General features: G+C 65.0%; 24 protein-coding genes. 8 read left to right on the top strand and 16 right to left on the bottom strand.

The genetic code is table 11. The features are described from left to right. Positions 1 to 21 precede the first annotated feature (21 nt). The 6 genes from ybeY to hrcA all read right to left on the bottom strand — a co-directional run bounded on the left by ybeY (position 22) and on the right by hrcA (position 5,569). Positions 22 to 564, bottom strand: coding sequence for an rRNA maturation RNase YbeY (gene ybeY, locus O4220_RS11260; RefSeq protein WP_057479916.1), 543 nt, complete (start codon positions 562 to 564; stop codon positions 22 to 24). A gap of 37 nt (positions 565 to 601) precedes the next feature. Next, entirely contained in the window at positions 602 to 1,645 is a 1,044-nt protein-coding gene (locus O4220_RS11255) for a PhoH family protein (RefSeq protein WP_269604143.1), read from the bottom strand. Between the two features lie 94 nt (positions 1,646 to 1,739). Next, on the bottom strand, positions 1,740 to 2,495 hold the full coding sequence (locus O4220_RS11250) for an alpha/beta hydrolase family protein (protein WP_269604141.1): 756 nt from the start codon (positions 2,493 to 2,495) through the stop codon (positions 1,740 to 1,742). Next, positions 2,492 to 3,265: a 16S rRNA (uracil(1498)-N(3))-methyltransferase gene (locus tag O4220_RS11245; protein WP_269604139.1), complete on the bottom strand. Its 774-nt coding sequence runs from the start codon at positions 3,263 to 3,265 to the stop codon at positions 2,492 to 2,494. Before O4220_RS11245 ends, O4220_RS11250 begins: the two co-directional genes overlap by 4 nt. A gap of 3 nt (positions 3,266 to 3,268) precedes the next feature. Next, entirely contained in the window at positions 3,269 to 4,426 is a 1,158-nt protein-coding gene (dnaJ, locus tag O4220_RS11240) for a molecular chaperone DnaJ (protein WP_269604136.1), read from the bottom strand. Positions 4,427 to 4,525: 99 nt separating this feature from the next. Then, positions 4,526 to 5,569 (bottom strand): heat-inducible transcriptional repressor HrcA, encoded by a 1,044-nt coding sequence (gene hrcA / locus O4220_RS11235; RefSeq protein ID WP_032379171.1) that lies wholly within the window; start codon positions 5,567 to 5,569, stop codon positions 4,526 to 4,528. Between the two features lie 133 nt (positions 5,570 to 5,702). Between hrcA and O4220_RS11230 the strand changes: the two genes are divergently transcribed. After that, positions 5,703 to 6,008: a type II toxin-antitoxin system VapB family antitoxin gene (locus tag O4220_RS11230; RefSeq protein WP_008715485.1), complete on the top strand. Its 306-nt coding sequence runs from the start codon at positions 5,703 to 5,705 to the stop codon at positions 6,006 to 6,008. Between the two features lie 45 nt (positions 6,009 to 6,053). Here the strand turns inward: O4220_RS11230 and hemW are convergent, their stop codons facing one another. Beyond that, complete coding sequence (gene hemW, locus O4220_RS11225) at positions 6,054 to 7,265, bottom strand: radical SAM family heme chaperone HemW (protein ID WP_269604132.1); 1,212 nt, start codon at positions 7,263 to 7,265, stop codon at positions 6,054 to 6,056. A 358-nt stretch (positions 7,266 to 7,623) separates the two neighbouring features. Between hemW and O4220_RS11220 the strand changes: the two genes are divergently transcribed. Genes O4220_RS11220 through O4220_RS11200 form a run of 5 tightly spaced genes read left to right on the top strand, consistent with a single transcriptional unit; the run spans position 7,624 to position 13,064 of the window. Continuing rightward, positions 7,624 to 9,342 (top strand): nitrite/sulfite reductase, encoded by a 1,719-nt coding sequence (locus tag O4220_RS11220; protein ID WP_269604130.1) that lies wholly within the window; start codon positions 7,624 to 7,626, stop codon positions 9,340 to 9,342. After that, positions 9,339 to 10,049, top strand: coding sequence for a phosphoadenylyl-sulfate reductase (locus O4220_RS11215; RefSeq protein WP_269604128.1), 711 nt, complete (start codon positions 9,339 to 9,341; stop codon positions 10,047 to 10,049). Before O4220_RS11220 ends, O4220_RS11215 begins: the two co-directional genes overlap by 4 nt. Next, positions 10,046 to 10,990: a sulfate adenylyltransferase subunit CysD gene (gene cysD / locus O4220_RS11210; protein WP_269604126.1), complete on the top strand. Its 945-nt coding sequence runs from the start codon at positions 10,046 to 10,048 to the stop codon at positions 10,988 to 10,990. The genes O4220_RS11215 and cysD overlap by 4 nt, the downstream gene beginning before the upstream one ends. Then, the gene (locus O4220_RS11205; RefSeq protein WP_269604124.1) at positions 10,990 to 12,294 is read left to right on the top strand and encodes a sulfate adenylyltransferase subunit 1; all 1,305 of its coding nucleotides are present in this window, start codon (positions 10,990 to 10,992) and stop codon (positions 12,292 to 12,294) included. The genes cysD and O4220_RS11205 overlap by 1 nt, the downstream gene beginning before the upstream one ends. Next, positions 12,291 to 13,064 (top strand): sirohydrochlorin chelatase, encoded by a 774-nt coding sequence (locus O4220_RS11200; protein WP_269604122.1) that lies wholly within the window; start codon positions 12,291 to 12,293, stop codon positions 13,062 to 13,064. The genes O4220_RS11205 and O4220_RS11200 overlap by 4 nt, the downstream gene beginning before the upstream one ends. Here O4220_RS11200 and O4220_RS11195 read toward each other — a convergent pair. From O4220_RS11195 to O4220_RS11175, 6 genes are all read right to left on the bottom strand, one after another. Continuing rightward, positions 12,992 to 14,041, bottom strand: a complete 1,050-nt coding sequence (locus tag O4220_RS11195) for a sulfate/molybdate ABC transporter ATP-binding protein (protein ID WP_269604120.1) — start codon at positions 14,039 to 14,041, stop codon at positions 12,992 to 12,994. The two genes, O4220_RS11200 and O4220_RS11195, sit on opposite strands and share 73 nt — an antisense overlap. Next, positions 14,041 to 14,841, bottom strand: a complete 801-nt coding sequence (gene cysW / locus O4220_RS11190; RefSeq protein WP_032379180.1) for a sulfate ABC transporter permease subunit CysW — start codon at positions 14,839 to 14,841, stop codon at positions 14,041 to 14,043. Before cysW ends, O4220_RS11195 begins: the two co-directional genes overlap by 1 nt. Next, the gene (gene cysT / locus O4220_RS11185; protein WP_080739266.1) at positions 14,838 to 15,731 is read right to left on the bottom strand and encodes a sulfate ABC transporter permease subunit CysT; all 894 of its coding nucleotides are present in this window, start codon (positions 15,729 to 15,731) and stop codon (positions 14,838 to 14,840) included. Before cysT ends, cysW begins: the two co-directional genes overlap by 4 nt. A 6-nt stretch (positions 15,732 to 15,737) precedes the next feature. Then, positions 15,738 to 16,760, bottom strand: a complete 1,023-nt coding sequence (locus O4220_RS11180) for a sulfate ABC transporter substrate-binding protein (RefSeq protein ID WP_094704663.1) — start codon at positions 16,758 to 16,760, stop codon at positions 15,738 to 15,740. Positions 16,761 to 16,947: 187 nt separating this feature from the next. Then, positions 16,948 to 17,037: an Ms4533A family Cys-rich leader peptide gene (locus tag O4220_RS27830; protein WP_310180897.1), complete on the bottom strand. Its 90-nt coding sequence runs from the start codon at positions 17,035 to 17,037 to the stop codon at positions 16,948 to 16,950. A gap of 176 nt (positions 17,038 to 17,213) precedes the next feature. Next, positions 17,214 to 17,447 (bottom strand): hypothetical protein, encoded by a 234-nt coding sequence (locus tag O4220_RS11175; RefSeq protein WP_032379182.1) that lies wholly within the window; start codon positions 17,445 to 17,447, stop codon positions 17,214 to 17,216. A 93-nt stretch (positions 17,448 to 17,540) separates the two neighbouring features. On the opposite strand from O4220_RS11175, the gene O4220_RS11170 reads away from it, so the two are divergent. Next, positions 17,541 to 19,586, top strand: coding sequence for a glycoside hydrolase family 15 protein (locus O4220_RS11170; RefSeq protein ID WP_269604114.1), 2,046 nt, complete (start codon positions 17,541 to 17,543; stop codon positions 19,584 to 19,586). Between the two features lie 10 nt (positions 19,587 to 19,596). Here the strand turns inward: O4220_RS11170 and O4220_RS11165 are convergent, their stop codons facing one another. Both O4220_RS11165 and lepA read right to left on the bottom strand, forming a co-directional pair. Next, positions 19,597 to 20,604, bottom strand: coding sequence for a nitronate monooxygenase (locus O4220_RS11165; RefSeq protein WP_269604112.1), 1,008 nt, complete (start codon positions 20,602 to 20,604; stop codon positions 19,597 to 19,599). A 136-nt stretch (positions 20,605 to 20,740) separates the two neighbouring features. Continuing rightward, the gene (gene lepA / locus O4220_RS11160) at positions 20,741 to 22,588 is read right to left on the bottom strand and encodes a translation elongation factor 4 (RefSeq protein WP_371829190.1); all 1,848 of its coding nucleotides are present in this window, start codon (positions 22,586 to 22,588) and stop codon (positions 20,741 to 20,743) included. Between the two features lie 150 nt (positions 22,589 to 22,738). On the opposite strand from lepA, the gene O4220_RS11155 reads away from it, so the two are divergent. After that, positions 22,739 to 23,308 carry a type II toxin-antitoxin system PemK/MazF family toxin gene (locus O4220_RS11155; RefSeq protein ID WP_032379186.1) on the top strand — a complete coding sequence of 190 codons (570 nt, stop codon included), beginning with the start codon at positions 22,739 to 22,741 and terminating at the stop codon, positions 23,306 to 23,308. Positions 23,309 to 23,357: 49 nt separating this feature from the next. Here O4220_RS11155 and O4220_RS11150 read toward each other — a convergent pair whose 3' ends face one another. Continuing rightward, positions 23,358 to 24,188 (bottom strand): transglutaminase family protein, encoded by an 831-nt coding sequence (locus tag O4220_RS11150; protein WP_032379187.1) that lies wholly within the window; start codon positions 24,186 to 24,188, stop codon positions 23,358 to 23,360. Positions 24,189 to 24,195: the final 7 nt, after the last annotated feature.

Here is a 24,195-nt window from a genome sequence, read left to right as displayed (position 1 = left end):
CGACCGGTCCGGCCACCCACATCACCGATCGACACCGTCGACGAAACCGGCTTTGCCGAGCAACCGTGCATCGCGGGCAGCCTGTTCTGCGGCCTGCTCGGCCCGCCTGGCATCCTCGTACCATTCGGCGAGCAGACGGTTCTGCAGCTCGAACATTTCTTTTTCTTCGTCCGGCTCGGCGTGGTCGTAACCGAGTAGGTGCAGCACACCGTGCACCGTCAGCAATGCGAGCTCGTGCTCGAGCGAATGGCCCGCAGCGGCAGCCTGATCCGCAGCGAACGACGGGCACAGCACGATGTCTCCGAGCATCGCCGGTCCTGGATCGGGAGCATCGGGACGGCCACCCGGCTCGAGCTCGTCCATCGGGAACGACATCACGTCGGTGGGGCCGGGTAGATCCATCCATCGCATGTGCAGGTCCGCCATCGTCGCCGAATCCACCAGCACCATCGACAGTTCCGCTGCGGGATGCACGTCCATACCGGCGATCGCGAATCGTGCGACCGAGACCAGCTCGGGTTCGGAGATGTCCATCCCCGACTCGTTGGACACTTCGATACTCATCTAGCCACTACCCATGCTCTCGTTGCCTGCGTCTGAATCATCTTCTTGCCGAACGCGGTCCGCCGGTACGGCGTTGCTCGCGGTTGGAAATCACACTTTCCGATGCCGACTCGAACCGCTCGTACGCGTCGACGATCTCCGAGACCAATCGGTGCCGCACCACGTCGCTGCTGGTGAGCTGCGCGAAGTGGATGTCGTCGAGGTCGGTGAGAATCTCGGATGCGGCACGCAATCCCGATTTTGCGCCACCCGGAAGGTCGACCTGGGTGACGTCGCCGGTGACGACGATCTTCGAGCCGAACCCGAGACGCGTCAGGAACATCTTCATCTGCTCGGCGGTGGTGTTCTGCGCCTCGTCGAGAATGATGAATGCGTCGTTGAGCGTGCGGCCGCGCATGTATGCGAGCGGAGCGACCTCGATGACCCCTGCTTGCATCAGCTTGGGGATTGCCTCGTCGTCCATCATGTCGTGCAGCGCATCGTGCAGCGGACGCAGGTACGGGTCGATCTTCTCGTGCAAGGTACCGGGCAGAAAGCCGAGGCGCTCCCCCGCTTCCACTGCCGGACGCGTCAGGATGATGCGGCTGACCTGCTTGGTCTGCAATGCCTGAACGGCCTTGGCCATTGCCAGGTACGTCTTGCCGGTACCGGCAGGTCCGATGCCGAACACGATGGTGTTGGCGTCGATCGCGTCCACGTACCGCTTCTGGTTCAGCGTTTTGGGCCGGATCGTCTTGCCGCGACGCGAGAGGATGTCCAAGCTCAGGACCTCGGCCGGCGAATCCGCCACGCCCTCGGTGAGCATGGCGATCGAGCGGCGGACGGCGTCGGGAGTCAGCGGCTGGGCGCGCTTGGCGAGCGCGGCCAACTCGGATATCACCCGTTCGGCCAGCGCCACGTCGGCCACTTTTCCGGTGAGCGTCACGGCGTTTCCTCGTACGTGGATGTCTGCCGTCAGCATCTGCTCGAGCGCCCGCAGGTTCTCGTCGGACTGTCCCAGCAGTGGCATCACTGCTTCGGGGGCGAGCTCCAAGGTGGACCGAACGTCACGCTCGGCGGGAAATTCGCTGTGTTCACTCACGTGGTGGCTATGGCCTGCTCTCTTGTTTCGGTTGTGGAGACATGGATCGGTGTTCGAATGAAGTTTAACGCCGCAGCATCGATGCGCATTCCTATTACCCGCCGCTCCCGCCCAGCACGGCGTCGAGCGAGAGTGCCCAACACCGCGAATCCGGATTCAGGAACGCGAAGTGGTCCTCGCCCGGGACTGTCGTCAGCTGCGCGTCGTCTCCGGCCGCTCTCGCCGTCTCGACGTACCGCTCGCTCTGCGCCACCGGGACCTGGACGTCCTCGGACCCGTGCAGGCAGATCGTCGGGATACCGATGGGTGCACGGGCGGCAGGCGAGGCCGATCGGTACAGCGCGGGGTCGTCCTCGTATCGAGCCTGCAGCAACGCCTCGACCGCCGGATTGGTCCGTCCCGACGCACCGCGCGGCTCGAGGTCGAGGACGCCGGCCTGCGAGACGATGCGCGACGGGCGGACCTTCGAGCCGGTTTCGCCGCCGAGCCACACTGCCAGGTGCCCGCCCGCGGAGTGTCCGATGACGCGAACGTCGTCGATGCCGGCCGGGGCGTGGTGTTGCACCGCACCGGCAACGACGTCGAGAGCTGCGAGGACGTCGGACCGCATCTCCGGCCAATGCCCGCCGGCGCCGACACGTCGATATTCGATGTTCCACGCCACCGCACCGGCCCCCGCGACCGCGCGCGCGAATTGGGTGCCCAGGTTCGATCCGTACTGCCCGCTCCAGAATCCACCGTGTATCACCACGACGACCGGCGTCGACGCATCGACCGGCTCGGGCGGCAGGTAGAGGTGGCCGAATTGCTCCGCGTGATCGCCGTACGCAATCTTGATCCGTGCGCTCATGCGTCCCGAAAATCCGGGGGCAGTTGCGTCCAGCGAGAGGTGAGCACCCCTAGCGCACCGAGTGCCACTGCTCCTGCCGTCGACGTCCTGAGCACCGTGGGTCCCAGCACCACCGGGGTTGCCCCTGCCTCGGTCAGAGCAGCGACTTCGCGGTCGTCCAGGCCACCTTCGGGCCCGACGACGAGCGCGACCTCGGGAACCGAGTCGAACGGCAGGTCCCGAAACGCCGAGGTGGCACCCTCGTGCAGCACGGCAACGATTCCGCCACGCGCAACGATCGAGCCGACCAGGGCGTACACGGCACGCGAATCGTGCAGCTCCGCAACGTCCGGGATGTATGCCCGGCGCGACTGCTTGGCCGCCTCAGCCGCAGTACTGCGCCACTTCGCGACGCCCTTGATCGCCTTGGGTCCTTCCCAGCGCGCCACGCAGCGCACGGACTGCCAGGGCACCACAGCGTCGACGCCGGCCTCGGTGGCCAGCTCGACAGCCAGTTCCGAACGATCCGCCTTGGGCAACGCCTGCACCAGAGTCACCACCGGGCTGGGCGGCTGCATCTCGCTGCGCGACTGCACGGTCAGTTCGAGTCGGTTCTTCTCCACGGCGACAACGACCGTATCGGCCAAGCCGCCCGCGCCGTCACCGAGAAGCACCCGCTCTCCGACGCGAATGCGTCGCACCGTCGCGGCGTGATGCCCCTCCTTACCGTCGAGCACGGCGATGTCGCCGACCTTCGGTAGCGGCGAGAGATAGAAGACCGTGGGGGCCATGGATCAACGACCGCTGAACGCTTCCCGCAACCGCGAGAACAGTCCACCGCTGTGGGCCGAACCGGTGGTGACGACCTCGGCCGAGTCGCGATCTCGCATCGACTTGAGCTGTTCGAGCAGGTGGGTCTGCTTGCTGTCCAGCTTGGTCGGCACGATGACCTCGAGGTGGGCATGCAGGTCACCGCGAATACCCGAACGTAGCTTGGGCATACCGTGCCCGCGCAATACGGTCGTCGAATTCGGTTGTGTGCCTTGTTCTATCGAAATCTCGGTAGGCCCATCGATGATCGCATCGATGTTCACCGAGGTGCCGAGTGCGGCGTCGACCATCGGAACGCGGACGGTGCAGTGCAGATCGTCGCCGTCGCGCACGAACACCTCGTGCTGCTGTTCGACGATTTCCACGTACAGATCGCCCGCGGGGCCACCGCCCGGGCCCACCTCACCCTGCGAGGCAAGACGGATTCGCATGCCGTTGCTCACGCCGACGGGAACCTTGACCGAGATGTCGCGACGCGAGCGCACCCGCCCGTCGCCGCCACACTTGCGGCACGGATCGGGAATGGTCTCGCCTGCACCGCGGCAGGTGGGGCACGGCCGGCTGGTCATGACCTGGCCGAGGAACGAGCGCTGCACCGACTGCACCTCACCGGCACCGCCGCAGGTTTCGCACCGAACCGGCTTGGAGTCACCGTTGGTGCCCGAGCCCGTGCACAGGTCGCACAGAATCGCGGTGTCGACGGTGATGTGCTTGGTCACGCCGGTGGCGCACTCGTCGAGGGTCAGCTTGGTCCGAAGCAGCGAATCCGCTCCCGGCTGCACACGCCCCTTGGGCCCGCGCTGGGCCCCACCGGCACCGCCGCCGAAGAATGCCTCGAACACATCCCCCAGGCCACCGCCGAATCCGGCTCCGCCGAACCCACCGCCGCCGCCTCCGCCGCCCTGCTGCAGCGGGTCGCCGCCGAGGTCGACGATGCGACGCTTCTCCGGATCGGAGAGCACCTCGTAGGCGGTGGAGATGTCCTTGAACCGGGCCTGTGCGGCCTCGTCCGGGTTGACGTCCGGGTGCAGTTCTCGCGCCAGTTTTCGGTAGGCGCGCTTGATCTCCTGGTCAGTCGCCTGCTGGCCGACGCCCAAAGTCCCGTAATAATCCCGTGCCACGTCGTCTCTTTCGTCCTAGAAGATGAATCTCGTTCGTTGATTGCTGCGTGCCGGCGGCCCGTGCCCCCGCCGCCGGTCTTCGATCGGTTCTCGCTCGTCTCAGCGCTCGGCCAGGACCTCGCCGATGTACCTGGCAACCGCGGCGACCGACGCGATTGTTCCTGGGTAATCCATCCGGGTCGGCCCCAGAACACCCATTCCTCCGAGGACCATGCCAGCCGACCCGTAGCCGGTGGAAATCACCGACGTTCCACGCATCTCCTCGACCTGCGTTTCCTCACCGATCCGCACGGTCACGGTGCGGGTGTCCTGCGTCACTGCGAGCAGTTTGAGCACCACAACTTGCTCTTCCAACGCCTCGAGTACCGCTCGGAGCGATCCGGGAAACCCCGCGTCGCCGGCGAAGTCCGCGGCGTTGCGCGTCAGGTTCGCCGTTCCGCCGAGTACCAGGCGTTCCTCGGGGTGCTCGACCAGCGATTCCACCAGCACCGTGGCCGAGCGGATCATGGCGTCCCGGAGCCCGGCCGGAGCGTTCTCGGCGAGCTCGGCCACCGCGACAGACGCGGCTGCCAGCCGCTTCCCTTCCAGCGCGCTGCCGAGCAGGCGACGCAGCTGCGACAGATTCTCGTCGTCGAGAACGTCACCGAGCTCGACGATGCGCTGATCGACTCGTCCCGAGTCGGTGATGAGCACCAGCAGCAACCGAGCCGGGGTCAGCGCCACCACTTCGAGATGCCGAACCGATGACGCCGACAGTGTGGGGTACTGCACCACGGCAACCTGACGGGTCAACTGAGCCAGCAGTCGGACACCGCGCCGCAGTACGTCGTCCAGGTCGACGCCGTTCTCGAGGAATTCCAGAATGGCGCGGCGTTCGGCAGCCGACAGCGGCTTGACGTCGGCGATCCGATCGACGAACTGGCGATACCCCTTGTCGGTCGGTACCCGACCGGAGCTGGTGTGCGGTTGAGCGATGTACCCCTCGGCCTCGAGCACAGCCATGTCGTTGCGCACGGTGGCACTCGACACGCCCAGGTTGTGACGCTCGACCAACGCCCGTGAACCGACGGGTTCCTGGGTGGACACGTAGTCCGCCACGATCGCTCGTAGAACCTCGAACCGCCTGTCGTCGGTGCTCGACATCGGTGCCCACCTCCGTTCTCGTTTCCAATCGTCGCTCGAGTCTAGTAGCCGAGGTACGCATGCTCGTGCAAGGCCTTACTGTGGTCCGAGTGGAAACGTTCTTTCGATTCGGTCCAGCGGCTCAGGGCTCGCGATGATCTTCAAGGGTGTTCGAGACGGTAAGCCGTACCCCGAGCACGGCCTGTCCATCCGGGACTGGTCGAGAATCCCGCCACGTCAGCTCCGTTTGGACGAAATCGTCACCACCACGAAGGTGCTCGAGCTCGACCGATTGCTGTCCGAGGACTCCACCTTCTACGGCGATCTCTTCCCCCACGCCGTGCAGTTCCGCGGCGTCATCTATCTCGAAGACGGCTTGCACCGAGCCGTGCGTGCAGCACTGCGGAACCGAACGGTGTTGCATGCCAGAGTGTTCGACTACGACGCCCTGGGTGCCTGAGGGTACGAAGGTCCTGGAAACGCTGAGTGCCTGAGTAGGTCTGCGCTACGCCGCTGCGATGCTGCGCACTACCGCATCGGCGAGCAATCGCCCCCGGTCGGTCAGCACGAGATGGTCACCCCGCGCCGACATCAGACCGTCTGCGACCGCCTGATCGGCAGCGGCGCGCTCGGCCGGCGCGAGCACACTCACCGGCACTCCCGTGCGGAGTCGGACGGTCAACATCAGCTCCTCCAGGTGTCGATCCTCGGCGCTGAGTAATTCGCTGCCGTGCACCGGCAATATCCCGGTGGACAGGCGATCGGCGTATGCCGCCGGGTGTTTGACGTTCCAGAACCGGGTGCCGCCGATGTGGCTGTGTGCGCCCGGACCCGCTCCCCACCAGTCGCCGCCGTCCCAGTAACCGATGTTGTGGCGGCACTGCGCGGCCTCGTCGGTGGCCCAGTTCGACACCTCGTACCAGGAAAGACCGGCTGCGTTCAATGCTGAATCGATGCGTTCGTATCGGCTCGCCAGCACGTCGTCGTCGGGGGCGGGCAGCTCACCGCGGCGCACTTTCCGGGCCATGGCCGTGCCGTCCTCGACGATCAGCGCGTACGCCGAGACATGGTCCACGCCGGCCTCGAGCACGGCGGCAAGCGACTGATCGAGGTCGCTGTCTCGCTCGCCCGGAGTGCCGTAGATGAGGTCGAGGTTGACGTGCTCGAATCCGGCCGCGCGAGCCTCCTTCGCCGCAGCGACCGCTCGACCCGGTGTGTGGGTGCGATCGAGAACTGCGAGCACATGCGGTGCGGCAGACTGCATTCCGAGTGAGACCCGGGTGAAGCCTGCGGTGCGGAGTCGGTCGAAGAACTCGGGAGACGTCGATTCCGGGTTCGATTCGGTGGTCACCTCGCCGCCGTCGGTGATGCCGAAACTCGACCGGACCGCACCCAGGACGTCGGCCAGACCGTCGCCCCCGAGCAGCGACGGTGTGCCGCCGCCGACGAAGACGGTATCGGCCGTCGGAACGCGACCCGTTCCCGCTTCGATCAGATCCGCGGCGATGTCGAGTTCACGGCGCAAGCCCTCCAACCACGACTGCGGCGACGCCGACGTGCCGAGCTCACCAGCCGTGTAGGTGTTGAAGTCGCAGTAGCCGCATCGCGTGGCGCAGAACGGAACGTGTACGTAGATCCCGAACGCCCGGTCCCCCAAGCCGTCGAACGCCTCGATCGGCAACTCGAAGGTGGACGGGACGGGTACGACGGTATTCACGGTCTCCAGTCTCCCAGAGAGTGCAGGCCCTTCTCCCCACCCGCCGCCGAGCGCAATCGCAGCAGCCCTGCCAGCCTATTTACCCCGAAATCGGGGTAAATAGCCGCCGCGGTCTTCCGTCGCCCCGATGACGTGGCACAATGGCACCCGTGACCGACTCAGGAATTCGACTCGTGGCGCGCCGCCACGTCGATCTCGGCCGTGTCTGCAGCGCGTCGTGTCGACCCACGACCGGCTGCTGACCCAGCCTCCTTCGAGCACGTCCATTCGATCCACCGGCTTCCCGCTTCAATCGAGTGCGCAATTGTCTGCGTTTTCGTCCCGGGTGCCGGCCAGCACACAGATGCAGGAGCAATGCATGTCGTCGACCAGCGACGCGACCACCGACGCTGCCTCCGTCACACCACGGGAGCGCACGCCGCGGCCGACCAAGCGTCGTGCCGAGGGACAGTGGGCACTGGGTTACCGGGAGCCACTGAACGCCAACGAGCAGTCCAAGAAGGACGACAACCCGCTCAACGTGCGTGCCCGCATCGAGAACATCTACTCGAAGCAGGGCTTCGACAGCATCGACAAGGGCGACCTTCGCGGCCGCTTCCGCTGGTGGGGCCTCTACACCCAGCGAGAGCAAGGCTACGACGGCACCTTCACCGGTGACGACAACATCGACCTGCTCGAGGCCAAGTACTTCATGATGCGCATCCGCTGCGATGCCGGCGCGTTGAATCTCGAGCAGCTACGCACTCTGGCGCAGATCTCGCAGGAGTTCGGTCGAGACACCGCCGACCTGTCCGACCGGGAGAACGTGCAGTTCCACTGGGTCGAGGTCGAGAACGTCCCCGAGATCTGGCGTCGGATCGAAGCAGTCGGGTTGAAGACCACCGAGGCGTGCGGCGACTGCCCACGCGTGGTGCTCGGTTCCCCACTGGCGGGCGAGGCCGTCGACGAGATCCTCGACCCCACCTCGGCCATCGACGAGATCGTCGAGCGCTACATCGGCAAGCCCGAGTACTCGAACCTGCCGCGCAAGTTCAAGACGGCGATCTCGGGCCTCCAGGACGTGGTGCACGAGATCAACGACTGCGCATTCGTCGGCGTCGTACACCCCGAACACGGGCCTGGACTCGACCTGTGGGTCGGCGGCGGACTGTCCACCAACCCCATGCTCGCGCAGCGCGTCGGCGTATGGGTTCCCCTCGAGGACGTCCCGGATGTCTGGGAAGGCGTCGTCTCGATCTTCCGCGACTACGGCTACCGCCGGCTTCGCACCAAGGCGCGCCTGAAGTTCCTCATCAAGGACTGGGGCATCGAGAAGTTCCGCCAGGTCCTCGAGGACGAGTATCTGCACCGCAAGCTCGTCGACGGCCCGGCTCCCGAGAAGCCCGCACGGCCCCGCGATCATGTCGGGATCCAGAAGCTCAAGAACGGTCTCAACGCCGTCGGTGTTGCCCCCATCGCGGGCCGCGTCTCCGGCACCATCCTCGCCGCCGTCGCCGACGCCGCCGAGAAGGCCGGGTCGGATCGCGTCCGGTTCACGCCGTACCAAAAGCTGATCGTCCTCGATGTTCCGGACGAGACGCTCGAGCAGCTGATTTCCGACCTCGATGCGCTGGGCCTGCCTGCCCGGCCCTCGCACTGGCGCAAGAACCTGATGGCGTGCAGCGGCATCGAATTCTGCAAGCTCTCGTTCGCCGAAACCCGCAAGCGCTCACAGGTTCTCGTTCCCGAGCTCGAAGAGCGCTTGTCCGACATCAACAGTCGACTCGACGTTCCGATCACGATCAACATCAACGGCTGCCCCAATTCGTGCGCGCGGTCGCAGATCGCAGACATCGGCTTCAAGGGGCAGTTGGTTGACGATGGGGACGGGAATCAGATCGAGGGTTTCCAGGTTCATCTCGGAGGCAGCCTCGGTCTGGACAGTGCGTTCGGCCGGAAGTTGCGCCAGCACAAGGTCAACAGCTCCGAGCTGGGAGATTACATCGACAGAGTGGTGCGCAATTTCGACAAGCACCGCGAGGACGGCGAACGGTTCGCTCAGTGGGCCGTGCGAGCAGACGAGGCGGATTTGCGATGAGTACCAGGCTGAATTTGACGGTAGAGGAATTGAAGGACATCGCCGAGCGCGGTGCCCGCGAACTCGACGGTGCCAGCCCACTGGAGTTGCTGCAGTGGACCGAGGACAACTTCGGTAGCGACTTCATCGTTGCCTCCAACATGCAGGACGGGGTTCTCGTTCACCTCGCTGCACAGGTTCATCCGGGTGTGGACGTGTTGTTCCTCGATACCGGCTACCACTTCGCCGAGACCATCGGAACGCGCGACGCCGTCGAGGCCGTCTACGGCGTTCACGTCGTCAACGCCCGCGCCGAGAAAACTGTCGCAGAACAAGATTCGATCGAGGGCAAGGACCTGTTCGCCCGCGAGCCCAATCGCTGCTGCGCGATGCGCAAGGTCGCGCCCTTGAAGAAGGAACTGGCGAACTACAGCGCGTGGGTCACCGGCATCCGTCGGGTCGAGGCCCCCACCCGGGCCAACGCCCCGCTCATCTCCTTCGACGACGCTTTCGGCCTGGTGAAGATCAACCCGATCGCACCGTGGTCGGACGAGCAGATGCAGGCCTACATCGACGAACATTCGATTCTGGTCAATCCCCTCGTCGACGAGGGATATCCGTCCATCGGGTGCGCACCGTGCACCGTCAAACCAGCCCCCGGCGCCGACCCACGTAGCGGTCGATGGGCCGGCAAGGCCAAGACCGAATGTGGGTTGCACGCCTCATGACACTCGATCTCACCTCGGCCGCCGTCGGTCGAACCCATCTCGACGCAGATCGGTTCGACACCCTCGACGCACTCGAATCCGAGGCCATCCACATCTTCCGCGAGGTGGCGGGCGAGTTCGAGCGCCCCGTCATCCTGTTTTCCGGCGGCAAGGACTCGACCGTCCTGCTGCACCTGGCGATCAAAGCGTTCTGGCCCGCTCCCCTGCCGTTCGCGCTGCTCCACGTCGACACCGGGCACAACCTGCAGGAGGTGCTGGACTTCCGCGACCACGTGGTCGCCAAGTACAACCTGCGCCTGCACGTGGCCAGCGTCGAGGAGTACCTCGCCGACGGTCGCCTCACCGAGCGTCCCGACGGCATCCGCAACCCGCTGCAGACCGTGCCTCTTCTCGACGCGATCTCCGAGAATCGATTCGACGCCGTCTTCGGCGGAGCGCGACGCGACGAGGAGCGCGCCCGCGCCAAGGAGCGAATCTTCTCGCTGCGCAACGCATTCGGCCAGTGGGAGCCCAAGAAGCAGCGTCCCGAATTGTGGAACCTGTACAACGGCAGGCATTCACCGGGCGAGCAGGTGCGGGTGTTCCCGCTCAGCAACTTCACCGAACTCGACATCTGGCGCTACATCGCCCGCGACGACGTGGAATTGGCGAGCATCTACTACGCCCACCAGCGCCCCGTGTACCAGCGCGACGGCATGTGGATGACGCCCGGTGTATGGGGCGGGCCGGCCGAGAACGAGGAGCTGCAGACCCTCTCGGTGCGCTACCGCACCGTCGGCGACGGATCCACCACCGGAGCCGTGCTGTCCGAAGCCGCCGACAACCAAGCGATCCTCGCCGAGGTCGCCGCATCTCGACTGACCGAACGCGGAGCCACTCGCGGCGACGACCGCGTCTCCGAGGCTGCCATGGAAGATCGCAAACGAGAAGGATACTTCTGATGAGCAGCACAGGAACGCAGCTTCTTCGCCTCGCCACCGCGGGTAGCGTCGACGACGGTAAGTCGACGCTCGTCGGTCGGCTGCTGTACGACACGAAATCCGTTCTGGCAGACCAGATCGATGCCGTCACGCGGGCTTCGGTGGACAAGGGACTGGCGACACCGGACCTGTCCCTATTGGTCGACGGCCTACGCGCCGAGCGTGAACAGGGCATCACCATCGACGTCGCCTACCGCTACTTCGCGACGCCGCACCGCTCGTTCGTACTGGCCGATACTCCCGGCCACGTGCAGTACACCCGCAACACCGTCTCCGGTGCCTCGACGGCGCAGCTCGTCATCCTGCTCGTCGATGCCCGCAAAGGCGTGATCACTCAGACCCGCAGGCATGCAGCGGTTCTGGCCCTCCTGGGCGTTCCGCGGCTGGTGCTCGCCGTCAACAAGATCGATCTGGTCGAGGACCCCGCGACCGTCTTCGCCGAGATCTCGGCAGAGTTCAATTCGCTGACCTCCTCGCTCGGCTGGTCCACCGAGGACGTCATCGAAATTCCGGTGTCCGCACTGCACGGCGACAACGTCGCGGTGAAGTCCGACAAGACCCCGTACTACGACGGACCCACCCTCATCGAGCACCTCGAGTCGGTACCGGTCGACGCCGAACCGCACCGCGTCGGTCTGCGTTTCCCCGTGCAGTACGTGATCCGTCCTCGCACAGCCGACTTCCCCGACTATCGCGGGTACGCCGGGCAGGTCGCAGCCGGCTCCGTGGACGTCGGCGACGAGGTCGTCATCCTGCCCTCCGGTACCAGAACCACGGTCGAGCGCATCGACACCGCCGACGGCGAATTGCGAACCGCTCACGCCGGACGCAGCGTCACCCTCGTCCTCGCCGACGATGTCGACGTCTCGCGCGGCGACACCATCGCCTCCCCGCAGGACGCACCGGAGCCGATCGGTGATTTCGAGGCCACGGTGTGCTGGCTGGCGGAGAAGCCGCTTCGCCCGGGCGCGCGCCTGTTGCTCAAGCACGGCACTCGCACCACCCAGGCAATAGTCGGGACGCTGATCGAGCGCTTCGACGAGCAGGAGCTCACCGCACAGGAGAGCCCGGAGTCGTTGGAGCTCAACGAGATCGGCCGCATCTCGGTACGGGTCGCCGAGCCCATCGTGGCGGACGACTACGCCGTCAATCGGCACACCGGCAGCTTCCTGCTCATCGATCCTGCAGGCGGCAACACACTGGCCGCCGGGCTCGTCGGCAACGCTCTGGCTGCAGTCGAGCTGGGGTCGGCAGTTCCGGCGTGACCGCGCTCATCGCGGTTGCCCACGGCAGTCGTGACCCGCGCTCGAGCGCAACGGTCCTGCGCGCCGTCGACGTTCTGCGTCGACGGCGACCGGATCTGGACGTACGCGTCGCGTTCCTGGACCTCACCGAGCCCGGCGTCGGGCACGTCGTCGACGCCGTCGTCGGCGACGGACACACTCACATCGTCAGCGTCCCGTTGTTGCTGGGCAAGGCCTTTCACGCCAAGGTCGACCTGCCGGAGCTGCTGGCCGGTGCCCGCACCCGACATCGGCACGTGTCGATCGTGCAGGCCGACGTGCTGGGCGACGACCGCCTCCTGATCGAGGCAGTCCGTGACCGCATCCTCGATACCGGTGTCGCACTCGATGATCCGACTGTGGGCATCGCATTGGGTGCGGTCGGATCCTCGGTGTCCCAGGCGAATCAGCGCACCCGAGTGGTAGCCCAGAAACTGCTCGCCGGGACAGGCTGGGCCGGAGCCGTGACCTGTTTCGCTACGTCCGTCGAGCCGTCCCCCGACGACGCCGTCGCGCACTTGCGCGCGATGGGTGCCACTCGCATCGTCGTGGCACCGTGGTTCCTGGCTCCGGGACTGCTCACCGATCGGATCGAAGCAGCACTATCGGACCGACCGGACGTGTTGCACGCCGACGTGATCGGAGCTCACCCAGCTCTGGCCGAACTGGTATCGCGCCGCTACGACTCGGCAGTTGCACGTTCCGCATCGGTGGCGTCGGCGATGGTCGGTACCCGAGTCGCGCGCACGTAGACGGTCTCGCCCTCGCGGAGTCCGAGTGCCTCGCTGTCGCCTCGGGTGATCTGCGCGGCAAACAGTTCACCGGTTGCCGCATTCTTGAGTTCGACCTTCACCTCGAAGCCGAGATGCACCACGCGCTCGACGACGGCACGCGTCACACCGGCCGATTCCGCAGTACCGCTGGCCTGTGCCTGCGCCAGCGACGGATCACGCCCGACGCGAATGTCGTGCGGGCGCACCAGAAGTCCGTTCAACTTGGCCACCTGGCCCAGGAACGACATCACGAAGTTGTTCGCCGGACGGTCGTACAGGTCCTCTGGGGTGCCGACCTGCTCTATCCGGCCCTTGTTGAGCACCGCGATCCGATCCGCGACGTCGAGCGCCTCCTCCTGGTCGTGCGTCACCAGAACCGTCGTGACGTGCACCTCGTCGTGCAGTCGACGCAGCCATGTCCGTAGATCGGCGCGCACCTTGGCATCGAGCGCACCGAAGGGCTCGTCGAGGAGAAGCACCTGCGGGTCGACGGCGAGGGCGCGAGCCAGCGCCATGCGCTGGCGCTGGCCACCGGAGAGCTGCGCCGGGTAGCGACTCTGGAAGCCGGCCAGCCCGACGATCTCGAGCAGCTCGTCGACCTTCTTGGCGATCTCGGCCTTGGGCCGTTTGCGGATCTGCAGACCGAACGCAACGTTGTCTCGCACTGTGAGGTGCTTGAACGCCGCATAGTGCTGAAAGACGAAGCCGATCTCGCGGCGCTGCGGGCTGACCCACGTCACGTCCTGGCCGGCGAGCACCACCCGACCGGAGTCCAGTTGTTCGAGGCCGGCGATCGAGCGCAGCAGAGTGGACTTGCCCGAGCCGCTGGGGCCGAGCAGCGCCGTCAACGATCCCTTGGGGATGTCGATGCTGACGTTGTCGAGAGCAGCGAAATCGCCGTAGTGCTTGTTGGCACCGACGACGGAGATCTCGATCTCGGAGGATTTCTCGGTCATTACTTCGTCCTCTTCTTGTCGAGAACCGTCATCAGTAGCAGCACGATGACGGCGATCGCCATCAGCAGCGTGGACGCGGCGTACGCGCCCTGTTGATTGAAGTCCTCATAGCGTGAATTGACCAGCAACGTCAGTGTTTGCGAAATGCCGGGCAGGTTGGTCGAGACCATGATGACCGCACCGAACTCGCCGAGCGAACGCGCGACGGTGAGTACGACGCCGTAGGTCAGGCCCCACCGGATGGCCGGAAGGGTGATGCGCCAGAACGTCTGCCAGGAGCTTGCGCCCAAGGTCGATGCCGCTTCTTCCTGCTCTTCGCCGATCTCGTACAGGACCGGTTCGACTTCGCGTACGACGAACGGCAGCGTCACGAAGATGGTCGCTATGACCATGCCGGGAAGTGCGAAAATCACCTTGAAGCCGAGGCTTTCGACGCCTCCGAACCACCCGTTGGCACCCCAGAGCAGAATCAGCGCGACACCGGTGATGATCGGCGACACTGCGAACGGCAGATCGACTATTGCCTCGAGTACGCCCTTACCGCGGAACCGCCCTCGTACCAACGCCAGCGCGGTGACCACACCGAAGACGACGTTGATCGGTACCACGATGGCAACGATCAACAGCGACAGTTGCAATGCCGATTGCGCCGCAGGAGTGGTGATCTGCTCGAAGAAAGACACGACGCCGTCTTCGAACGTTCGGTACAGGATGGCTGCGAGCGGAAAGAGGACGAGTACCGCGAGATAGATCAACGCAATCGTGCGCAGGGAAAGTTTTACCGGAAGGCTGATCTTCACGAGAGCTGCTCCTCACGTCGGGCCAGCCGGTTTCCGATGATGCGAAGCACGAAGAGCACTGCAAACGCAATAGCCAACAGAACCACCGAGATCGCCGCGGCGTCGATCGGCCGGTCGTACTCGATCAGCTCGCGAATGTATTGCGAGGCGACCTGAGTGTCGTCAGGGATATTTCCGCCGATGAGCACCACGGAGCCGAATTCACCGATGGCGCGGGCGAACGCGAGGCCCCCGCCCGACAGCACCGCGGGGAGCAGCACGGGCAGAACGATGCGCCGGAAGATGGTCCAGTTGTTCGCTCCGAGCGAGGCTGCCGCCTCCTCGACGTCCTGGTCGAGCTCGATCAGCACCGGCTGCACCGCACGCACCACGAACGGCAATGTGACGAACAGCAGGGCGACGATCACGGCGGGCTTGGTTGCGTTGAACACCAGGCCGATCGGACTCGCCGGGCCGTAGAGCGAGAGCAGTACCAAACTGGCGACGATGGTCGGCAATGCGAAGGGCAGATCGATCAAAGCGTTGACGAATCTCTTACCGGGAAACTCGTCCCGCACCAGTACCCAAGCAATGAGTGTGCCGAGAAAGAGGTTGATCACCGCGGCTGCGATGGAGACGACAAGCGTCACCTTGAACGTGGCGATGGCGCGGGATTCGGTGATCGCGTCCCAGAATCCGGAGAGGCCGGCGTCGAACGACTGGACGGTCAACGCGGCCAACGGAAGCAGCACGATGACGCTGAGCCACAACACGGCGACCCCGAGACCCAGTGGCCCCACCGACCCGGGGCCCCTGAACTTTCGGCCTTCCCGCCCGGCACGAAACCGAGGTCTCGTACCGGGCGGGACTGGCGAACCCGCAGTTGCGGTTTCGGTGGTCGAAGATGGCATCGATCTCTACCGAGTACTTTCCTGATAGATCGTCGTGATTGCGCCGTTGTCGCCGAACAGATCGGCGTCGACTTGCGTCCAGCCGCCGAGATCGTCGATGGTGTAGAGCTTTTCGGGGGTGAAGAACTTGTCGGAGTACTCCGAGGCGATATCCGGGTTCGCCGGCCGGAAGCCCGCCTCGGCCCAGATCTTCTGGCCCTCGTCGGTGTAGATGAAATCGTTCAGAGCATTGGCTCGATCGAGGTTGGCACTGCTGTTGATCACTGCCACCGGATTGTCGATGCGGAACGTGACGGGAACGTCCACGTGCTCCACCTGCTGACCCTGCTGCTCGATGAGAAGTGCCTCGTTCTCGTAGCTGAGCAGCGCATCGCCCTGCCCCTGCAGGAAGGCTTCGGTTGCCGCGCGGCCCGATTCGGGCTGAACCGGGAAATGGTCTGAGACGAGGGTACGAACGAAATCGAGGCCGGCTTGCTTGTCCTGGCCACCATTGCTCTTCGCCGCGTACGGAGCAAGGAGATTCCACTTGGCCGAGCCGGAGCTGAGGGGACTGGGGCTGATGACCTGAACGTCGGGCTTGATCAGGTCGTCCCAGGTACGGATGTTCTTCGGGTTGCCCTCGCGCACGACGATGGTCACGACGGAACCGAACGGCACTCCGCCGTAAGCATTCTGGTTCCAGTCCTCGTCGACCTTGCCGGCCTTGACCAGTCGGGTGATATCCGGTTCGACCGAGAAATTGACGATGTCCGCGGGTGCGCCGTCGGCCACCTTGCGTGACTGATTGCCCGATGCGCCGTAGTCGGCGTTGATGGCAGTACCCTCACCATCCTCGGTGGCTGCGAAAGCGGGACCGATTGCGTCCCAACCGTTCTTGGGGACGGCGTATCCCACCAGGGTCAATGCGGGACCGCTGGCGGTGTCCGATCCGCCGCCGACGACGTCGCTCGATCCACCGCCGCACGCGGTGAGGAGAAGTGCTCCCACGGCGGCGAACGTTGTCAGCAGGTAACGAGAGCTATGACTCATCGAAAGATGGCCTTTCATGAATGGCGTGTACTGAGAACGAACTGGGCAGAAGTCGTCACTCCCCGAGTCGAACCGGACACCACATCGGCAGCGTGAGATCACCGTGTGTGGCAGCGGGAACGTCAACGACCCCCGTCACGCGAGGCGGACGCACGGATCGAGAAAACCGATTCGACGGAGGAGCGAATCAACAACAGTCGATATCGGCGACTGCCAACATGCCGACAGCAATCAACGCCAACTGATGGCGGACGCGGTACTCGGCGGCAGAAGACACGGTCAGGAATCTAGCAGAGGTTTCGGACGGACTCTAATTCAGCGGACGCGCCCGGTGACTCGACGGCTCAGCCGTCGGCCTGGCCGCCGAGACGAGGCCCTACCGAGTGAGCAGCCAGGCGATGACAACCAGCACCAGCAGCGCGATGAGCGCCAGCGTTACCCGAGACCGTGGCATTACTGTCCATCCTTCGTCGTGGTGGAGGCGGCAGCCGTCGACTCCGCCTCGCGAGCAGCGCGGGCGTCGCGACCGAGCAGGCGCAGGACCACCGCGAGGAGGCGATCGAACACCCGTGCCAGCAGGAACGCCGTCGGCACGATGACCAGCAGCACGACGATCGCCTGCGGTACGAACGGCAGGCCCGTCACCCACAGTTCGACGCCGTCCCACCATCGCGCAACCGGTTCCACCCTCGCAGCTTAAACCAGTGCGTCCGGTGCCCACGCCACGCCGATCGACGACCAGCAGTGGACGACTGCCACCGATACGTCGATGATTACGCCATGACGGCATTCGAAGATGTTTCGCCCGTGCCTCCGGTGGCCGACGAGCCCGCGATGGGATCTGGGCACCCAGAGTTGGGCGGGATCGAAGTTCAGGGAGCATTGGGCAGTACCGACGCACCGGTGTCCACCCTGACGTCCTACCGCAGCGCATTTCCGCCGATCGACGACTACGCGTTCCTCTCGGACTGCGAGACCACCTGTCTGATCGCTCGGAACGGATCCGTCGAGTGGATGTGCGTGCCCCGACCGGACTCCCCCAGCATCTTCGGAGCGATTCTCGATCGCAGCGCCGGCCACTTTCGCGTCGGCCCCTACGGCCAGTCGGTCCCCGCGGCGCGGCGCTACCTGCCCGGCGGTCTGATCGTCGAGACCACGTGGCAGACCGAGACCGGCTGGTTGATCGTGCGCGACGCCCTCGTCATGGGGCCGTGGCACAACACAGATCAACGCTCTCGCACCCACAAGCGCGCACCGAGCGACTGGGATGCCGAACACATACTGCTACGCACCATCAAATGCGTCAGCGGCACAGTCGAATTGGAGATGAGCTGCGAGCCCGCCTTCGACTACCACCGGGCACCCGCGAACTGGGAGTACACCGGCAAGGTGTACGAGGAGACCACCGCAACCTGCGAGGCGAGCGCGGACGGTGACCAGCCCACGCTGAAGTTGACCACCAATCTTCGGATCGGCATCGAGGGCCGTGAGGCTCGGGCCCGAACGCGAATGACGGAGGGCGACAATGTGTTCGTCGCTCTGTCCTGGTCCGATCTTCCTTCGCCGCAAACCTTCGAGGAAGCCGCGGAGAAGATGTGGCGCACCTCCGAGTGTTGGCGGCAGTGGATCACCATCGGCCGGTTCCCCGACCACCCGTGGCGGGGATACCTGCAGCGCAGCGCGTTGACGCTCAAGGGCCTGACCTACGCGCCCACCGGTGCCCTGCTGGCGGCATCGACCACGTCGCTCCCGGAAACACCGGGCGGAGAACGCAACTGGGACTACCGCTACACCTGGGTGCGCGATTCGACGTTCGCTCTGTGGGGCCTCTACACGCTCGGACTGGACCGTGAAGCCAACGACTTCTTCGCGTTCATGTCCGACGTGGCGACGACGGCGAACGGCGAGGTCAATCCGCTGCAGGTGATGTACGGCATCGGCGGCGAGAAGACCCTCGACGAGAGCGAGCTACCGCACCTGTCCGGATACGACGGAGCGAGGCCGGTGCGCATCGGCAACGGGGCCTACGACCAAGAGCAGCACGACATCTGGGGCACCATGCTCGACTCGGTGTACCTGCACGTCAAGTCCCGTGAGCACGTCCCCGAATTCCTGTGGCCGCTGCTCAAACGTCAGGTCGAGGAAGCGATTGCCAACTGGCGCAAACCGGACCGTGGCATCTGGGAGGTACGCGGCGAACCGCAGCACTTCACGTCTTCGAAGCTCATGTGTTGGGTCGCGCTCGATCGCGGTGCCAAGCTCGCCGATATCCACGGCGAGAAGGACTACTCGGACCAGTGGAACGAGATCGCGGACGAGATCAAGGCCGACATTCTCGAACACGGCACCGACGCACGCGGAGTGCTGACCCAGCGCTACGGCGACCCGTCGCTCGACGCGTCGTTGCTGCTGGCACCACTGCTGCGATTCCTGCCGGCCGACGACGAGCGAATCCGCGCCACAGTGCTCGCCATCGCCGACGAGTTGACCGAGGACGGATTGGTTCTGCGCTACCGAACCGACACCACCGACGACGGCTTGGCCGGTGAGGAAGGAACGTTCACGATCTGCTCGTTCTGGCTGGTATCCGCCCTGGTGGAAATCGGCGAGCTCCCTCGCGCGAAACACCTCTGCGAACGGCTACTCGGCTACGCGAGCCCGCTCAAGCTCTACGCCGAGGAGATCGACCACCGAACCGGCCGTCACCTCGGAAACTTTCCGCAGGCGTTCACCCATCTTGCCCTCATCAACGCGGTGGTGCACGTCATCCGGGCCGAGGAAGCCCAGGCGTCCGGACACTTCCAGCCCGCGCACGCCAACCCCTGAGCCGACGAGCTCAGCGGCCGAGTTGTCTCGCCCATTCAGCGATCAGCTCGGCCGCGGGCTTTGCCTGCGCGCGTCGATGACCGGTGCCGGCCCACATCGACAGTCCCGACGGGTCGCCCGCTGCTGCGGCCTTCGCGCGCATCGGCGCGGTCAGGTAGTGCAGATCGGGGTACGCCAGCGGAGCGGCATCGGAGTTCGCGTGCATGAACTCGTTCACCAGACCCCGCGCGGGTCGGCCGGAGAACGCTCTCGTCACTGCGGTGTTCGGAGCCAGTGTCAGCTGTTCGCGGTGTACTGGTTTTGTGCCGGCCTCCGGCGTGTTCAGGAAGGCCGTCCCGAGCTGCGCGGCATGTGCGGCACCCGAATCCAGCAGGGGCGCAATGTCGTTGCCGTCCATCAATCCGCCGGCTGCGATGCGAGGGAGCTCCGAGATCTCGCGGACCGCAACGAGCAGTTCGGCCAACGGCTCATCCGGGGCCGACCCGTCGAACGTACCTCGATGCCCACCGGCTTCGGGCCCCTGCACAACCAGCGCGTCGACGCCGTTGGCGGTGGCCACCGACGCGTCGGACGCGGTGGCGACGGTGGCCCACACCTCGGTCCCGACGGCATGCAGTTGGGCTACCTCGTCCGCATCGAACGTCGCGAACGTACTCGAGACCAGCGGTACCGGGTGCTCGAGCAGCCACGCGAACTTCACGGCGTAGAAGTCGTCTCGTCGCAGCAGCTCCCCTGGTTCGGCATCGAACCGCTCGAACCACGGTGCCAGGTGTTCGGCGTAGCTGTCGACGTCGGCACCGGACGGCTCCTCCGGCAGGAAGAGGTTGACACCGAACGGCAGTCCTCGGGCCGAATCGATCTGCGCTGCAAAGGCATCAGGGGTCAGCAATGCGCCCGCGATCATGCCGAGACCGCCAGCTTTCGAGACAGCGCGAGCGAGCTCGGGAGTACTCGGGCCACCCGCCATGGGAGCACCGACGACGGGCACACGCAGCTGCTTCAAAATCGGCGTAGTCACAGGTTCGAAATGTACTCGCCCGTCGTTCGCGACAACCTTCGGTGGGGACCGCGCGCCCCTGTTGACGACTGCGCGCCCCCGTTCCGATGCGAGCGGGGGCGCGCGGTCGGTAAAAAAGGTGTGAGGTTGTTTACGGCTACTTCTTGGGCTTGTCCGACGAAGATTCCGAGGACAGTGCGGCGACGAAAGCTTCCTGCGGCACCTCGACGCGACCGATCGTCTTCATCCGCTTCTTGCCCTCTTTCTGCTTCTCGAGCAGCTTGCGCTTACGGCTGATGTCGCCGCCGTAGCACTTGGCCAACACATCTTTTCGGATCGCACGGATGTTCTCGCGGGCGATGATGCGCGATCCGATGGCGGCCTGGATCGGCACCTCGAACTGCTGACGCGGAATCAATTCCTTGAGCTTGGTCGTCATCTTGTTGCCGTAGGCCGCGGCATTGTCCTTGTGCACGATTGCCGAGAACGCGTCCACGGCCTCACCCTGCAGCAGGATGTCGACCTTGACCAGCGCACCGGCTTGCTCGCCGATCTCCTCGTAATCGAGGCTGGCGTATCCGCGAGTGCGGGATTTGAGGATGTCGAAGAAGTCGAAGATGATCTCGGCCATCGGAATCGTGTACCGCAGCTCCACGCGGGTCTCGGACAGATAGTCCATGCCGCCGAGCTCGCCACGTCGCCCCTGGCACAGCTCCATGATGGAACCGATGAACTCACTGGGAGAGATGATGGTGCACTTGACCATCGGCTCGAACACTTCCCTAGCCTTGCCCTCGGGCCAGTACGACGGATTGGTGACGATGTGCTCGGCACCGTCTTCCATTTCGACGCGGTAGACCACGTTCGGCGAGGTCGAGATCAGGTCGAGGTTGAACTCACGCTCGAGCCGCTCGCGGGTGATCTCCATGTGCAGCAGCCCGAGGAAGCCGCAGCGGAATCCGAAGCCGAGAGCAACGGAGGTCTCCGGTTCGTAGGTCAGGGCCGCGTCGTTGAGTTGCAGCTTTTCGAGAGCATCACGCAGGTCCGGGTAGTCCGAGCCGTCGAGCGGGTAGAGACCGGAGTACACCATCGGCCGAGGCTCGCGGTAGCCGGTCAGCGGCTCGGTTGCGCCCTTGCGGAAGGTCGTGACGGTGTCGCCCACCTTCGACTGACGGACGTCCTTGACTCCGGTGATGAGGTAGCCGACCTCGCCGACGCCCAAGCCCTTGGTGGCCTTGGGATCGGGCGAGACGATGCCGACCTCGAGCAACTCGTGCGTCGAGCCGGTCGACATCATCGTGACCTTCTCGCGCGGGTTGAGCGCGCCGTCGACCACTCGCACGTAGGTGACGACGCCGCGGTACGTGTCGTAGACCGAGTCGAAGATCATCGCGCGGGCCGGGCCGTCCGGGTTGCCGACCGGAGCCGGGACCAGCTTGACGACCTCGTTGAGCAGTTCTTCCACGCCCACACCGGTCTTACCGGACACGCGCAGTACGTCGTCGGCCTCGCACCCGATGATGTGGGCGATCTCGGCGGCATAGCGATCAGGGTCGGCAGCGGGGAGATCGATCTTGTTCAGCACTGGGATGATGGTGAGCTCTTTGTCGAGAGCCAGATAGAGGTTGGCCAGCGTCTGCGCCTCGATGCCCTGCGCGGCGTCGACGAGCAACACTGCTCCTTCGCAGGCCTCGAGGGCGCGGGAGACCTCGTAGGTGAAGTCGACGTGGCCGGGAGTGTCGATGAGGTGCAGAACGAATTCTTCACCGTCGACCACCCACGGCAGCCGCACGTTCTGCGCCTTGATGGTGATTCCGCGCTCGCGCTCGATATCCATCCGGTCCAGGTACTGCGCGCGCATCGACCGGTCGTCGACGACGCCCGTGAGCTGCAACATCCGGTCTGCCAACGTCGACTTACCGTGGTCGATGTGGGCAATGATGCAGAAGTTCCTGATCCTGGACGGATCGGTGAACGTCGTGTCGGCGAAGCTGGGCACTCGTATCCTTCGGCTGGCGTGTTCGAAATGAGCGAACGGGTGTGTCCATCGTCCCACGCCGAGAACGATGCGCCGTCCCCGGCTGTCCGACTCCACGTTCTACGTCGCCACACTCTGGGCTGTGAGCAGCAACGTCAGGGTGGCTACACTCGCGGCATGGCTGGCAATTGGAGCAGATTCGGCAAAGAACTGGGCAAGATCGCGATGCGTGAAGGCCCGCGATTGCTGCGCCAACTGCAGAAGTCCGGTGCCCTGCAGAAGGGCAAGGACGCGATCAGTGGAACTACAGGGAACACGTCCGCTCCGGCTCCGCGTCCCGGCCGCCCGGTGGCGTCACAGACAAGGCCGACCGCCCAGCGCGCCCGCACCATCGAGTACTCCCCCGATCTGGACGGCAAGGCCGATCCGGGTGAGATCGTCTGGACCTGGGTGACCTACGAAGAAGACGCCAGTCAGGGCAAGGACCGCCCGGTGTTGGTTATCGGGCGCGAGGGCAACGATCTACTCGGTCTGATGCTGTCGAGCCAGAGCAGCCGCGACGGCGACCGCGACTGGCAGTCGATCGGATCCGGTTCCTGGGACGCCGAGGGACGACCGAGCTGGATTCGTTTGGATCGCGTTCTCGACGTCCCCGAGGACGGCATCCGCCGCGAGGGCGCGATTCTGAGCAAGCCCCAATTCGATTCCGTCGCAGCTCGATTGCGTCGAGACTTCGGCTGGAACTGAACCACGTGCGCGTTGTGCGTACCCACGGATACGCACAACGCGCACAAGGCTAGGCCAGTCGCGTGATTTCCACGACGACATCGAGAGCCGTCGAGCCGCCGCCGGAGAAGATGCCCTTGAGCGGGGGCACGTCGGCGTAGTCGCGGCCCAGTCCCACCGAGACGTGCTGCTCGTTGACGGCGATGGCGTTGGTCGGGTCGTAGCCCCACCAGGCACCGGTCCAGGCCTCGATCCAGGCGTGGCTCTGCCCCTCGACGGTCGCGCCGATCGCCGCCTGCTTCTTCGGGTGCAGGTATCCCGAGACGTACCGGCTGGGGATACCGATGCTGCGCAGCATCAACAGAGTCAGGTGTGCGTAGTCCTGGCAGACGCCCTTCTTCTCCGACCACGCCTCGACGGCCGAGGTGTGCACCCCGGTGGTTCCCGGCACGTACGACATCTCCTGGTTCACCCAGTTCGAGATCTCGACCACCGATTCCTGCGGCGGTAGTCCCTTCGAGAGCTTCTTCGCCACTGAGGCGAGCTGACGATTTTTCGGCACGTAGACCGTGTTGTCGAGCACCTCGTTGAAGCGGTCGGTGACCGGATCGCTGGCCAGTTCTTCCCAGGACGCGTTCTCGTCGGGGTAGACGAAGGGATCGGTCTCGACGACAGACGAACCGGTGACCTCGAGTTCGGTGTGCGGTGCGTGCAGGTCGAATGCCGTCACCGCCGTACCCCAGTAGTCGGTGTAGCGGTAGGACCGCGTCACCGGGTTGGTCTCGACCCGGTTCAGAATGACGTTCTGCCGGTTGTCACTTCGCGGCGTCAACCGAGCTTCGTTGTACGACGACGTCACCGGTGCGTCGTACTGATAGCCGGTGGTGTGCACCACACGCATACGCCAG

The sequence above is a fragment of the Rhodococcus ruber genome (assembly GCF_027270735.1).
GTDB lineage: Bacteria > Actinomycetota > Actinomycetes > Mycobacteriales > Mycobacteriaceae > Rhodococcoides > Rhodococcoides rubrum_A.
The sequence above is the reverse complement of the archived record's forward strand: the minus strand, read 5'-3'. Positions and strand labels throughout refer to the sequence as shown.

Coding starts and splice junctions, on each gene's coding strand:
- O4220_RS11170 (WP_269604114.1), top strand. CDS start 17,541: ATGACGGCATTCGAAGATGTTTCGCCCGTGCCTCCGGTGGCCGACGAG.
- O4220_RS11195 (WP_269604120.1), bottom strand. CDS start 14,041: ATGACCGAGAAATCCTCCGAGATCGAGATCTCCGTCGTCGGTGCCAAC.
- O4220_RS11155 (WP_032379186.1), top strand. CDS start 22,739: ATGGCTGGCAATTGGAGCAGATTCGGCAAAGAACTGGGCAAGATCGCG.
- cysT (WP_080739266.1), bottom strand. CDS start 15,731: ATGCCATCTTCGACCACCGAAACCGCAACTGCGGGTTCGCCAGTCCCG.
- O4220_RS11245 (WP_269604139.1), bottom strand. CDS start 3,265: ATGGCCCCCACGGTCTTCTATCTCTCGCCGCTACCGAAGGTCGGCGAC.
- O4220_RS11250 (WP_269604141.1), bottom strand. CDS start 2,495: ATGAGCGCACGGATCAAGATTGCGTACGGCGATCACGCGGAGCAATTC.
- O4220_RS11215 (WP_269604128.1), top strand. CDS start 9,339: ATGAGTACCAGGCTGAATTTGACGGTAGAGGAATTGAAGGACATCGCC.
- cysD (WP_269604126.1), top strand. CDS start 10,046: ATGACACTCGATCTCACCTCGGCCGCCGTCGGTCGAACCCATCTCGAC.
- ybeY (WP_057479916.1), bottom strand. CDS start 564: ATGAGTATCGAAGTGTCCAACGAGTCGGGGATGGACATCTCCGAACCC.
- O4220_RS11220 (WP_269604130.1), top strand. CDS start 7,624: ATGTCGTCGACCAGCGACGCGACCACCGACGCTGCCTCCGTCACACCA.
- O4220_RS11150 (WP_032379187.1), bottom strand. CDS start 24,188: ATGCGTGTGGTGCACACCACCGGCTATCAGTACGACGCACCGGTGACG.
- O4220_RS11205 (WP_269604124.1), top strand. CDS start 10,990: ATGAGCAGCACAGGAACGCAGCTTCTTCGCCTCGCCACCGCGGGTAGC.
- hrcA (WP_032379171.1), bottom strand. CDS start 5,569: ATGTCGAGCACCGACGACAGGCGGTTCGAGGTTCTACGAGCGATCGTG.
- O4220_RS11180 (WP_094704663.1), bottom strand. CDS start 16,760: ATGAGTCATAGCTCTCGTTACCTGCTGACAACGTTCGCCGCCGTGGGA.
- O4220_RS11230 (WP_008715485.1), top strand. CDS start 5,703: ATGATCTTCAAGGGTGTTCGAGACGGTAAGCCGTACCCCGAGCACGGC.